Genomic DNA, 12,637 nt, shown 5'->3' with positions numbered 1-12,637 from the left:
GTAATTGTGACCATCTCTTTATTCATATTATTGCTCGCGCTGGGCGCTTTTGTAGGCGTGATGGCTGGGCTTCTTGGTATCGGAGGCGGGCTAATTGTTGTACCTGCACTACTTTATCTTCTTCCTCTTGCTGGTATCTCTCCAGAGATGAGCATGCACATGGCGTTAGCAACGTCATTAGCGAGCATCATCGTCACTTCGGGGTCATCGGCGCTTAATCACCTTAAGCTTGGCAACGTCGATATGTTCGTCGTCAAATGGCTGATGCCTGGCGTGGTGATTGGCGGTTTTGTTGGTGCCAATATCGCCGAGTGGATCCCAACGCATTACTTACCGAAAGTCTTTGGGGTGATTGTGCTGTGTCTAGCTGTGCAGATGTTTCGCTCAATTAAGACGAAAAGCGAGAAGCCAATGCCGAGTAGTCCGGTCACTATGATGTACGGAACGGGAATTGGTGTGGTTTCAAGTCTTGCTGGTATTGGCGGTGGTTCGCTGTCGGTGCCTTTTTTAAACAAGCATGGTATTGAAATGCGTAAAGCGGTTGGCTCCTCGTCGGTGTGCGGCTGCGTGATTGCCATTTCAGGCATGATTGGATTCATATTACATGGCTACAAGGTAGAAGGGTTACCTGACTACAGTGTGGGTTATGTTTACCTGCCAGCTTTAGCGGCGATTGCAATGACGTCGATGCTCACGACGAAAGTCGGCGCGAAGATGGCAACCAACCTTCCAACAGCAGTCTTGAAGAAGATTTTTGCTGTGTTCTTGATGTTCGTTGCAGCGACTATGCTGCTGTAAAGTCCACCTGTTTTATTAGTAATAAGAAGAGAATGATTTATGTCTCAGGGATACTTTGAATTTCCCAATATTGATCCGGTTTTAGTCTCTATTGGTCCTGTTTCTGTTCGTTGGTACGGTTTGATGTACCTAGTCGGCTTCATGTTCGCACTATGGTTGGCAAATCGTCGTGCAGATAAGCCGGGTAGTGGTTGGACGCGTGAGCAAGTTTCTGACTTGTTGTTTGCGGGTTTCCTTGGGGTAGTGATTGGTGGCCGTGTTGGCTATGTGATTTTCTACAACTTTGATTTGTTCTTAGCAGACCCGTTATACCTATTCAAAGTTTGGACGGGTGGTATGTCATTCCACGGCGGTCTGTTAGGTGTTATCACGGCCATGTTCTGGTACGCACATAAGAATGGTCGCACTTTCTTTGGTGTAGCAGACTTTGTAGCCCCATTGGTTCCATTTGGCCTTGGCATGGGCCGTATGGGTAACTTCATGAACAGCGAACTTTGGGGACGCGTAACAGACGTACCATGGGCGATCATCTTCCCGAATGGCGGTCCATTGCCTCGTCACCCATCCCAGCTTTATGAGATGTTCCTAGAGGGCATTGTGCTGTTCTTCATTCTGAACTGGTTCATCAAAAAGCCTCGTCCTTTAGGTGCGGTATCAGGGCTATTTTTAGCTGGATATGGTACATTCCGTTTCCTAGTTGAGTTTGTCCGCGAACCGGATGCACAGCTTGGTCTATTTGGTGGTTACATTTCGATGGGACAAATCCTATCGTCACCGATGATCATTCTGGGTGTTCTAATGATGGTTTGGGCGTACAAACGTGGTCTGTACCAAGACAAAGTCCAAGCAGAAACGAAGTAAGGAATTGGTGTGAAACAGTATTTAGATTTGTGTCAGCGTATCGTTGACCAAGGCACTTGGGTTGAAAACGAACGCACAGGCAAACGCTGCCTAACGGTGATCAACGCAGACTTGACCTACGATGTTGCTAACAACCAATTCCCATTAGTAACGACACGTAAGAGCTTTTGGAAAGCGGCAGTTGCTGAGCTACTTGGTTATATCCGTGGCTACGACAACGCTGAAGATTTCCGTAAGCTAGGTACGAAAACATGGGATGCGAACGCAAACCTAAATGAAGCATGGTTGAACAACCCATTCCGTAAGGGTGAAGACGACATGGGACGCGTATACGGCGTTCAAGGTCGTTCATGGGCGAAGCCAGATGGCGGTCATATCGACCAGCTGCGTAAGATTGTGGATGATTTGACGCGCGGTGTTGATGACCGTGGTGAAATCCTAAACTTCTACAACCCTGGCGAATTCCACATGGGCTGTTTGCGTCCATGTATGTACAGCCACCACTTCTCACTGTTAGGTGGCACGTTGTACCTAAACAGCACACAGCGCTCTTGTGACGTTCCGCTGGGTCTGAACTTCAATATGGTTCAAGTGTATGTGTTCTTGGCAATCATGGCGCAAATCACAGGTAAGAAACCTGGTCAGGCTTACCATAAGATTGTTAACGCACACATCTACGAAGATCAGCTTGCGCCAATGCGTGACATCCAGTTGAAGCGTGACCCACTAAAAGCCGCAACTTTCCACATCAACCCAGAAATCAAATCGTTAGAAGATTTGGAAACATGGGTAACCTTAGATGACTTCTGGGTAGAAGGTTACGAGCATCACGACCCAATTCAGTACCCGTTCTCAGTTTAACGAGTATATTGAGTTTCTAAGCCGCCTTTATGGGCGGCTTTTTTACGCCCGAAGGGCGGGGGGAAGGAACGGGCTTTGCCCTGAGGAACGCTTCGCTCCGAGATGTGAGAGGGAATAAAAGCTCCCCAACTCGCGCGTGCCTCGCTCTTGAGGATGACGTTCAATCACTCTGAAATCAAATGGTGTCATTCCCGAAAGCGACGAAGGAGCGTCGTCGGGAGTCTCTTTTACCACAGTTTACTGCGTGATTAAGAAATGAAAGCACTTTGCTGTAGGTAGCGAGAGTGTGGCGCTGGAAGCTCAGTGAAGGTTAGAGAGTATTGACAGAACTTACCGTCCTAGGTGGATATAATCGAGTCTTATCCCTTATCCCTTATCCCTTATCCCTTATCCCGAAGCGTAGCGTTCCATAGGGCGAGCCCGTTTTCGCTTCCCCAAAACGAAAAAAGGCCCCACCGAAGTGGAGCCTAAAATAAGCGATGGTAATCTTATTATTATGCTGTCAGAGCAAGGATAGAGCCTGGTAGCACGATGAATACTGCCAGTAGGTAACCTGCTACAACCGCTTTATTCTTAATAGCTAGTTCTGAAATCACTTCTGCACATTTCACTGGAATCTCACGTAGGAACGGGATACCGAAGATGAACAATGTCGCCAGAATGTTGAACGTTAGGTGTACTAGTGCAATTTGCAGTGCGAATACTGCGAACTCGCCAGATACCGCTGTTGCTGCTAGTAGAGCCGTGATACATGTACCGATGTTTGCACCTAGAGTGAATGGGTAGATGTCACGTACTTTTAGAACACCTGAGCCTACTAGTGGAACCATTAGACTTGTTGTCGTAGAAGAAGACTGAACAAGAACAGTAACTACAGAGCCCGATACGATACCGTGGATAGGACCACGACCGATTGCGTTCTTAAGGATGTCACGTGCACGACCAACCATTAGGCTCTTCATTAGTTTACCCATAACCGTGATAGCTACGAAGATAGTACCGATACCTAGAGCGATTAGCGCTACGCCACCCATAGTGTCGCCAAATGTTGCTAGTGGCTCTTTGATTGCACTTACTACTGGTTTAGTGATTGGCTTGATGAAATCAAAGCCTTTCATGCTCATATCACCTGTATTTAGCAATGGCGATACCAACCAGTGAGAGATTTTCTCTAGGATGCCGAACATCATTTCCAATGGTAGGAAGATCAGTACTGCAAGTAGGTTAAAGAAGTCGTGGATTGTTGCACTTGCGAATGCACGTTTGAATTCGTCTTTACAACGAACGTGACCAAGCGAAACAAGTGTATTTGTTACGGTTGTACCGATGTTAGCACCCATTACCATAGGGATAGCGGTTTCTACAGGTAGACCACCTGCAACCAAGCCCACAATAATAGAAGTTACGGTACTTGAAGACTGGATCAGTGCCGTAGCTACCAAACCGATCATTAGACCTGCGACTGGGTGAGACGCAAATTCAAAGAGTACTTTAGCTTGATCGCCAGTTGCCCATTTGAAGCCGCTACCAACCATAGATACTGCTAGAAGAAGCAGATACAACATGAATGCCAAGTTAGCCCAGCGTAACCAGCGAGTCGTGCTCGAGATTGGTGCTGCTGTAGAAGTAGCTTGGTTCATCATAATTTTCTCCGTGGACCTTTCAGTTCGTTTATTTGGTCTGTTGTTGAAACTGAGGGCGATGTTAGAGATGAAATATTTCAGTAATATGACAGTTCAGTTTCTATGGAGAATTTTTATTATTCTTTTTGATAGTTATCTGTGAAGAAAAATTCACATGAAAATAAGTTATTGATTTTATATGATTTAATTTCACTTTTGTTTTATTGATAAGTTTTAAGAGCAGATTAAAAAAGTGCGTTTTGCTTCAAGTTTTATGACAGTATGAATATGATATTTTCGGTAAAACTATTGTTTTCTTATGTTTGTGTAGGTTTTGTCGAAGTTATTGTTTGTCGTTGTCACATTTGATATAAAAAGTGTCATCTTCTTTCTAGGGAATGGCTATGTCGCACTTAAACTATAACCACCTTTATTACTTCTGGATGGTGTGTAAACAAGGCTCGGTAACAAAAGCTGCCGATGCATTGTTCCTGACGCCACAAACTGTGACAGGACAGATTAAAGCACTTGAAGACCGTATGAAGGGGAAGTTGACCAAGCGGAACGGGCGAACGGTTGAGCCAACAGAGCTTGGACAATTGGTATTTAAATATGCGGATCGTATGTTTGGTTTGAGCTACGAGATGCTTGATATCGTCAACTATAGCCAGCACTCCAATATCCTATTTGAAGTCGGTGTCGCCGATGCATTGTCAAAGCGACTCGTTAGCAAAGTATTAATGACGACAGTTCCGGAAGATAACAGCATTCACTTACGCTGTTACGAGTCGACGCACGAGCTACTACTAGAACGTTTGTCGCAACATAAGCTCGACATGATACTTTCCGATTGCCCGGTAGATTCGACACAAAGTCCTGGCTTGTACAGTAAAAAGCTTGGCGAAAGCAGTATGAGCTTTTTTGCCTCCTCTGAAATCGCCGATGTGAAGTTCCCTGAAATCCTTGAAAAGAAAAAACTGCTCATTCCTGCTAGCCGAACCGCAATGGGACGTAAAGTTCTTCAGTGGTTTGATCGTCAAGGATTGCAACCAGATGTATTGGGTGAATTTGATGATGTGGCGTTAATGAAGGCCTTTGCTCGATATCGCGATGATGTCATTTTCTTAGCACCGACGGTTTATATGTCGGAGATTGAAGATGACCGTAATTTGCAGCTGATCGGTCATGTAGACGACCTTAAAGAAGAGTATTACGTCATCTTTGCCGAGCGAATGATACAACATCCAGCAGTAAAGAACGTTTGTGATGCAGATTTTAGCCAAATGTTTGAATGAACAAGTTTCGTTGCGCAAATAAATAGATTACTATCGACAAAATTATAACTCGAAATTATAAAATCTTTGTAACACAACAAACTGGCCAGGGTTGGGGAAAGTAAGTTGTAGCTAGAGGTACAGCACATGAATCTACAAGAAATGGAGAAAAACTCCGCCAAAGCTGTCGTGTTGCTTAAAGCGATGGCAAATGAAAGACGCTTACAAATCCTTTGCATGCTGCATAATCAAGAGCTTTCGGTCGGGGAGCTTTGCGCAAAACTAGAGTTGAGTCAATCGGCACTGTCTCAGCACTTAGCGTGGCTTCGACGCGATGAGTTGGTTGCAACGCGAAAAGAAGCGCAAACGGTCTACTACACATTAAAGAGTGATGAAGTGAAAGAGCTTATTCAAACACTTCATGGCCTCTATTGTGCAGAAGCTACCGTGTGATGACAGGTCACAAATGAGAAAAAGCTGGCATTGCCAGCTTTTTTTTATGCTTTCAATTTAGTAACACTAAATTTTAGATATAAAAAAACCGGCGTGAGCCGGTTTTTTCTTCACTGTGGAATCAATTCTCTATTAAAGAGCTTTGATTTGTGCAGTGAAACGAGACTTATGACGAGCTGCTTTATTCTTGTGAATAAGGCCTTTAGTCGCCATACGGTCTAGGATAGGTGTAACTGCAGCGAATGCAGCAGTTGCAGCTTCTTTGTCGCCTGCTTCGATAGCAGCAACAGTTTTCTTCATGTAAGTACGCATCATTGAGCGACGGCTAGCATTGTGCTGACGACGTTTCTCAGCTTGGATAGCGCGCTTCTTAGCAGATTTACTATTTGCCAAGGGTCTAACTCCCAAAAACTTATTTCTATGACAATTTAAGGGCGAGGACTATCCCTCATTTGCGCCTAAATGTCAAATGATTTGTGCAAAAACCAATCGAAACCAAAACAAATTTTGGTAACAAAGGTCATCGCGGTTAAGATGGCGGGGATTCTAACAGCATTTTTAGACCATTGCTAATAATTATCCGCCTAGATCTGACAATAAACGGATATATTTTTAACGCCCATTTGTAGCTTTCAAAGGCTTAGAGGAATAGGGTTGGCTATCTTTTGGTGATATTCCGAGGTTACAGTGAGTAAACGACTGCTCAAGTCTGGCATGATCGTCAGTGCCATGACATTAATTTCGCGCGTCCTAGGTTTAGTTCGTGATGTAGTAGTAGCAAACTTGATGGGGGCCGGCGCGAGTGCCGACGTCTTCTTCTTTGCCAATAAAATCCCTAATTTCTTACGTCGTCTGTTTGCTGAAGGCGCGTTTTCTCAGGCTTTTGTACCAGTACTAACCGAAAGCCACGCCCAAGGGGATATGGACAAAACCCGAGAATTGATTGCCCGTGCTGCTGGTACGTTAGGTGTGATTGTCTCTATTGTTACCATTCTCGGGGTTTTAGGCTCTGGTGTCGTAACGGCACTTTTTGGCTTTGGTTGGTTTTTGGACTGGATGCATGGTGGTCCGGCGGCTGAGAAGTTCGAACTTGCCAGCGTGATGCTCAAGATTACCTTTCCTTATTTATGGTTCATCACTTTTGTAGCGCTTTCGGGGGCTATCCTCAATACGTTAGGTAAGTTTGCGGTTTCTTCTTTTACCCCTGTCTTCCTTAATGTGATGATCATTTTGGCTGCATGGTTTATCTCGCCGCAGATATCGCAGCCAGAAATCGGTCTTGCCATCGGTGTTCTTCTGGGGGGCTTGGTGCAGTTCTTATTCCAAATTCCTTTCCTTATTAAAGCGGGTGTGATGGTTAAGCCAAAATGGGGCTGGCGCGATCCGGGCGTGGTGAAGATCCGCACCCTTATGATTCCTGCTCTATTTGGTGTGTCGGTAAGCCAAATTAACTTACTGTTTGATACCTTTATTGCCAGTTTCCTACAAACCGGTTCGATCAGTTGGTTGTACTATTCCGATCGCTTATTGGAATTCCCACTAGGTCTGTTTGGTATCGCGATTGCCACGGTGATTCTTCCTTCACTATCGCGTAAACATGTAGACGCACACAGTGAAGGTTTTGCACACACCATGGATTGGGGCGTACGCATGGTTACCTTATTAGGTATTCCTGCAATGCTTGGTTTGATGGTACTAGCGAAGCCAATGTTGATGGTGCTATTCATGCGCGGTGAGTTTTCTCCGCAAGACGTACATCAAGCCTCTCTCTCTTTATTAGCGTATGCTTCTGGTCTGCTTAACTTCATGCTGATTAAAGTGCTTGCGCCAGGTTACTACTCGCGTCAAGACACCAAAACCCCAGTGAAGTACGGCATCATTGCAATGGTGACGAATATGGTCTTCAACGCGATCTTTGCATACTTCTACGGTTACGTTGGTCTTGCTATTGCGACGGCGCTTTCTGCTTTTGTAAACATGGCGCTGCTATACCGCGGCTTGCACATTGCCGGTGTGTACCAAATCACTAAGCGAACTGTCTTCTTTATTATACGTTTGATGATAGCTGGTGCAGCGATGGTTGCGGCTATCTTATGGCAACTTGAAGACATGTCTGTGTGGTTGGATTGGAGCTTTGCTCACCGTAGTGGCGTGCTAGGAATGTTGATTGGACTTGGTGCTGTCGTTTACCTAGCCGTTGTGTTTTTACTCGGCGTACGTTTAAAAGACCTAAAAGCTGGGACAGAATAAGGTTGATTGGTATATAATCCGTCAGTTTCACACAGTGCAAAGTAAAAACAGAGGCATAAAGCAGTATCCAATGGAACTGATCAGAGGCATTCACAATATCAAGTCGCGCCATCATGGTTGCGTGCTGACTATTGGCAACTTCGATGGCGTACATAGAGGCCATCAACAAGTATTGCAGCAAGTGTCTGAGCAAGCGGAGAAACTTTCGTTGCCTTCGGTTGTGATGACCTTTGAACCTCAGCCGATGGAGCTGTTTGCTCGAGATAAGGCACCTGCGAGGTTAACGCGACTGCGTGATAAATTTGTTCAGTTGAGTAAGCTCGACATTGATCGCTTGCTTTGCGTTAACTTCAATCGTCATTTTGCTGACCTAACGGCGGAAGAGTTTATCCGTGACTTGTTGGTTGGTCGATTGGGTGTTAAGTTTCTTGTCATTGGTGATGATTTCTGTTTTGGCAAAGGTCGAACAGGTAATTTTGCGATGTTACAAGAAGCAGGGGAAAAGTACGGCTTTGAAGTCGTAAGTACCCAAAGCTTTTGTTTACAGCAATTACGAGTGAGTAGCACTGCGATTCGCAAAGCGCTGGCTCGTGATGATTTGCATTCCGCGCAGGAGATGCTGGGAAGAGATTACAGCATCAGCGGTCGTGTTTCACACGGAAGAAAGCTAGGTCGAACCATTGGGTTCCCAACGGCAAATATTCCGTTGAAGCGCTGTGTTTCTCCGGTTTCCGGAGTCTATGTTGTTCAAGCGCTTGGCTTAGGAGATAAGCCGATTGGTGGCGTCGCTAACATTGGTCAACGACCAACAGTAAATGGTGTTCGCCAACAGTTAGAAGTACACTTATTCGACTTTCACGCTGATTTATATGGTAAACAGCTAGAAGTGAAACTTTTGCATAAACTTAGAGACGAGCAAAAGTTTGAGTCGTTTGAAGCACTTAAACAACAAATCGTATTGGATGCTGAAGCAGCAAGGGTGTGGCTGCGTCAGCTTAAGCGTTGAGCGGTTTATTCCACCGTTCAACATAATGTCTAATTTTCGCCCAATATAACGGAATTAAGAATCGATGAGTGAGTATAAAGATACCCTGAACTTACCTGAAACAGGGTTTCCAATGCGCGGCAACCTGGCTAATCGTGAGCCAGAAATGCTTAAGCGTTGGTACAAAGAAGATCTTTACGGTGAAATCCGTAAAGCTAAAAAAGGCAAAAAGTCATTTGTATTGCACGATGGCCCTCCTTATGCGAACGGTGACATTCACATTGGTCACGCACTAAACAAGATTCTTAAAGACATTATTATTAAATCCAAAACACTTTCAGGTTTTGACGCACCTTACATCCCAGGCTGGGACTGCCACGGTCTACCAATCGAATTGATGGTAGAGAAGAAAGTCGGCAAACCAGGTCAAAAAGTGACAGCAGCTGAGTTCCGCGAGAAATGTCGTGAGTACGCTGCAGGTCAGGTTGAAGGTCAAAAAGAGAGCTTCAAGCGTCTTGGCATCATGGGTGAGTGGGACAAGCCATACCGCACTATGGATTTCGCAACTGAAGCGAACATCATCCGTGCTCTTGGTAAGATCGCAAGCAAAGGTCACCTACTGAAAGGTTTTAAACCAGTTCACTGGTGTACAGACTGTGGTTCAGCTCTTGCTGAAGCAGAAGTTGAGTACAAAGATAAAGTATCGCCATCTATCGACGTTCGCTTCAAAGCGGCTGACGAAGCGGCACTATTGTCTAAGTTTGAACTAACAGAAGGTCATGAAGGTCACGGTGACGTATCTATCGTTATCTGGACAACAACACCTTGGACACTGCCAGCAAACCGCGCAGTATGTCTACGTGATGATCTAGAGTACGTACTTATCCAAACAGAAGGCGACAACGCTGAGCGTATCATCGTTGCTGCTGAGCTGGCGAAAGACGTAATGGACCGTGCAGGTATCGAGCACTTCCACAACCTTGGCTTTGCTAAAGGTGCGGATCTTGAACTTTCTCAATTCCAACACCCATTCTACGATTTCACTGTACCGGCGATCCTTGGTGATCACGTTACGACTGATTCAGGTACTGGTGTTGTTCACACTGCACCTGGTCATGGTCAAGAAGACTTCGCGGTTGGTAACAAGTACAACCTAGAAGTAGCAAACCCAGTTGGTTCAAACGGCGTTTACCTACCAGATACAGAGCTATTTGCTGGTCAGCACGTATTTAAAGCGAACGATGCGGTAGTAGAAGTACTGAAAGAAAAAGGTGCACTACTACACCACCACGCTTACGAGCACAGCTACCCACACTGTTGGCGTCATAAGACTCCAATCATCTTCCGTGCTACGCCTCAATGGTTCGTTTCTATGGACCAAGCTGGCCTACGTGCTAAAGCACTAGAGTCAATCAAGAACGTAGAGTGGATGCCTGAGTGGGGTCAAAGCCGCATTGAAGGTATGATCGAAGGTCGCCCTGAATGGTGTATCTCTCGTCAACGTACTTGGGGTGTGCCAATTGCTCTGTTTGTTCATAAAGAAACAGCAGAACTTCATCCAAACACGCTAGAGCTGATCGAGAAAGTCGCTAAGCTGGTTGAAGAAAAAGGCATCCAAGCATGGTGGGATGTCGATGCAGCTGAACTACTAGGTGCTGACGCTGACCAATACGAAAAAGTACTAGATACGTTAGACGTATGGTTCGATTCAGGTGTAACTCACTTCTCAGTTGTTGATGCTCGTGAGGAGTACAACGGCAACAGTGCAGACCTATACCTAGAAGGTTCTGACCAACACCGCGGTTGGTTCCAGTCTTCTCTAATTTCATCTATCGCGATGAAAGATGAAGCGCCTTACAAACAAGTACTGACACACGGTTTCGTGGTTGATGGTCACGGTCGTAAGATGTCTAAATCTATCGGTAACGTGGTTGCGCCAAAAGACGTAACTAACAAGCTAGGTGCTGACATTCTTCGTCTATGGGTTGCTTCAACAGACTACACTGGTGAAGTTGCGGTTTCTGATGAAATCCTAAAACGTAGTGCAGATGCTTACCGTCGTATCCGTAACACAGCGCGTTTCTTCCTTGCTAACCTAAGCGGCTTCAACCCTGAAACAGACATCGTTCCTGTTGAAGAGATGGTTGCGCTAGATCGCTGGGCGGTTGGTCGTGCACTAGCAGCACAAGAAGAGATCGTTAAAGCATACGAAGAGTACAACACACACGGTGTAACTCAGCGTCTAATGCAATTCTGTTCAATCGAAATGGGCTCTTTCTACCTAGACGTAATTAAAGACCGTCAGTACACAGCAAAACGTGGCGGCAACGCTCAACGTAGCTGTCAGACAGCACTTTACTACATCGTAGAAGCGCTAGTTCGTTGGATGGCACCAATCATGTCGTTCACAGCAGATGAAATCTGGAACGAAATGCCAGGTCAACGCGACAAGTTCGTATTCACTGGTGAGTGGTTCGACGGCCTATTCGGTCTTGCTGAAGGTGAAGAGCTGAACAACGAATTCTGGACTGAGATCCAAGCGGTTCGTGGTGCAGTAAACAAACTTCTAGAAGATGCGCGTAAAGAGAAAACCATCGGTGGTGCACTACAAGCTGAAGTGACTCTATTTGCTGATGACGCACTAGCGGCGAAGATCAACAAACTTGAAGATGAACTGCGCTTTGTTCTACTAACATCTGCTGCGAAAGTTAAGCCTCTAGGTGAGAAGACGGATGCAGCACAAGCGACAGATATCGAAGGCTTGTTTGTTGAAGTAGCAGCAGCTGAAGGCGAGAAGTGTGACCGTTGTTGGCACCACACGCCAGACGTAGGCACAATCGAAGGTCACGAGAAGATCTGTGGTCGTTGTGTGTCTAACGTAGACGGCGAAGGTGAAGTACGTAAATTCGCGTAATCACCTAGAACGACTGAACTTTTTTTAAAATTAACAGCCCCAGTATTTACTGGGGCTGTTTGTAGGTAAAGTAATGAGTGAAAAAGCACTGACGTTAAAGCAATCTGGAGTTCGCTGGCTGTGGTTAGCAATTCTGGTATTTATTGCAGATATTGGCATCAAATTGGTGGTGATGGACAACATGGGCTACGGATGGGCAAACCGAATTGAGGTGCTGCCATTCTTCAACCTACTTTATGTTCATAACTACGGTGCAGCATTCAGCTTCTTGAGCGATCAAGCGGGTTGGCAACGCTGGTTGTTCACAGGTATTGCGTTTGTTGTGACAGGTCTTTTGACCTACTGGATGAGCAAGCTTCCAGCCAAAGAAAAGTGGAACAACATCGCTTACGCACTGATTATTGGTGGTGCAGTGGGCAACGTGTTTGACCGTGTTGTTCACGGCTTTGTTGTTGATTACCTAGACTTCTTCTGGGGTAACTACCACTGGCCAGCATTCAACCTTGCAGATACAACTATCTGTATTGGTGCGGCAATGATCATTCTTGATGGCTTCCGCAAAAAGGACGCTGACAAGTAATCTTTTGCGATATATCGAATAACCCTAAGCGTCGTCCGT

The 12,637-nt window shown here is 45.6% G+C and carries 11 protein-coding genes; 9 read left to right on the top strand and 2 right to left on the bottom strand.

All coding sequences use genetic code 11. From position 1 onward, the window contains the following. Window positions 1-6 precede the first annotated feature (6 nt). From QTO06_RS07520 to QTO06_RS07510, 3 genes are read left to right on the top strand one after another with little or no spacing between them, the layout of a single operon-like run. Window positions 7-798 carry a sulfite exporter TauE/SafE family protein gene (locus tag QTO06_RS07520; protein ID WP_038888989.1) on the top strand — a complete coding sequence of 264 codons (792 nt, stop codon included), beginning with the start codon at window positions 7-9 and terminating at the stop codon, window positions 796-798. Window positions 799-837: 39 nt separating this feature from the next. Continuing rightward, the gene (gene lgt, locus QTO06_RS07515; RefSeq protein WP_005434890.1) at window positions 838-1,659 is read left to right on the top strand and encodes a prolipoprotein diacylglyceryl transferase; all 822 of its coding nucleotides are present in this window, start codon (window positions 838-840) and stop codon (window positions 1,657-1,659) included. 9 nt (window positions 1,660-1,668) lie between these two features. Then, window positions 1,669-2,520, top strand: coding sequence for a thymidylate synthase (locus QTO06_RS07510; protein ID WP_331407327.1), 852 nt, complete (start codon window positions 1,669-1,671; stop codon window positions 2,518-2,520). Window positions 2,521-3,014: 494 nt separating this feature from the next. On the opposite strand, the gene QTO06_RS07505 is transcribed toward QTO06_RS07510, so the two are convergent. Then, a complete protein-coding gene (locus QTO06_RS07505; RefSeq protein ID WP_029388715.1) occupies window positions 3,015-4,160 on the bottom strand; it encodes a Na/Pi symporter in 1,146 nt (381 codons plus the stop codon). A gap of 386 nt (window positions 4,161-4,546) precedes the next feature. Between QTO06_RS07505 and nhaR the strand changes: the two genes are divergently transcribed. Beyond that, on the top strand, window positions 4,547-5,437 hold the full coding sequence (nhaR, locus tag QTO06_RS07500; RefSeq protein WP_009707695.1) for a transcriptional activator NhaR: 891 nt from the start codon (window positions 4,547-4,549) through the stop codon (window positions 5,435-5,437). Between the two features lie 126 nt (window positions 5,438-5,563). After that, a complete protein-coding gene (locus QTO06_RS07495) occupies window positions 5,564-5,869 on the top strand; it encodes an ArsR/SmtB family transcription factor (protein WP_038888991.1) in 306 nt (101 codons plus the stop codon). A 132-nt stretch (window positions 5,870-6,001) separates the two neighbouring features. Here the strand turns inward: QTO06_RS07495 and rpsT are convergent, their stop codons facing one another. After that, window positions 6,002-6,262 carry a 30S ribosomal protein S20 gene (rpsT, locus tag QTO06_RS07490; RefSeq protein ID WP_005447926.1) on the bottom strand — a complete coding sequence of 87 codons (261 nt, stop codon included), beginning with the start codon at window positions 6,260-6,262 and terminating at the stop codon, window positions 6,002-6,004. A gap of 294 nt (window positions 6,263-6,556) precedes the next feature. Here rpsT and murJ point away from each other — a divergent pair, with 294 nt between their 5' ends. The 4 genes from murJ to lspA all read left to right on the top strand — a co-directional run bounded on the left by murJ (window position 6,557) and on the right by lspA (window position 12,598). Continuing rightward, complete coding sequence (murJ, locus tag QTO06_RS07485; RefSeq protein ID WP_331407326.1) at window positions 6,557-8,119, top strand: murein biosynthesis integral membrane protein MurJ; 1,563 nt, start codon at window positions 6,557-6,559, stop codon at window positions 8,117-8,119. A 70-nt stretch (window positions 8,120-8,189) separates the two neighbouring features. After that, window positions 8,190-9,125, top strand: coding sequence for a bifunctional riboflavin kinase/FAD synthetase (gene ribF, locus QTO06_RS07480; RefSeq protein ID WP_033006234.1), 936 nt, complete (start codon window positions 8,190-8,192; stop codon window positions 9,123-9,125). Window positions 9,126-9,189: 64 nt separating this feature from the next. Then, the gene (gene ileS, locus QTO06_RS07475; protein WP_009707692.1) at window positions 9,190-12,018 is read left to right on the top strand and encodes an isoleucine--tRNA ligase; all 2,829 of its coding nucleotides are present in this window, start codon (window positions 9,190-9,192) and stop codon (window positions 12,016-12,018) included. Between the two features lie 73 nt (window positions 12,019-12,091). Next, window positions 12,092-12,598, top strand: a complete 507-nt coding sequence (lspA, locus tag QTO06_RS07470) for a signal peptidase II (RefSeq protein WP_005440576.1) — start codon at window positions 12,092-12,094, stop codon at window positions 12,596-12,598. Window positions 12,599-12,637: the final 39 nt, after the last annotated feature.

This window comes from Vibrio sp. M260121, assembly GCF_036533715.1.
Lineage (GTDB): Bacteria > Pseudomonadota > Gammaproteobacteria > Enterobacterales > Vibrionaceae > Vibrio.
Note: the sequence above shows the minus strand (reverse complement) of the source record. Positions and strands in the feature narration are given on the sequence as shown.

Excerpts from the sequence above, each read along its gene's own strand:
- lgt (WP_005434890.1), top strand. The coding sequence starts at position 838 with ATGTCTCAGGGATACTTTGAATTTCCCAATATTGATCCGGTTTTAGTC.
- QTO06_RS07505 (WP_029388715.1), bottom strand. The coding sequence starts at position 4,160 with ATGAACCAAGCTACTTCTACAGCAGCACCAATCTCGAGCACGACTCGC.
- nhaR (WP_009707695.1), top strand. The coding sequence starts at position 4,547 with ATGTCGCACTTAAACTATAACCACCTTTATTACTTCTGGATGGTGTGT.
- QTO06_RS07495 (WP_038888991.1), top strand. The coding sequence starts at position 5,564 with ATGAATCTACAAGAAATGGAGAAAAACTCCGCCAAAGCTGTCGTGTTG.
- ribF (WP_033006234.1), top strand. The coding sequence starts at position 8,190 with ATGGAACTGATCAGAGGCATTCACAATATCAAGTCGCGCCATCATGGT.
- ileS (WP_009707692.1), top strand. The coding sequence starts at position 9,190 with ATGAGTGAGTATAAAGATACCCTGAACTTACCTGAAACAGGGTTTCCA.
- lspA (WP_005440576.1), top strand. The coding sequence starts at position 12,092 with ATGAGTGAAAAAGCACTGACGTTAAAGCAATCTGGAGTTCGCTGGCTG.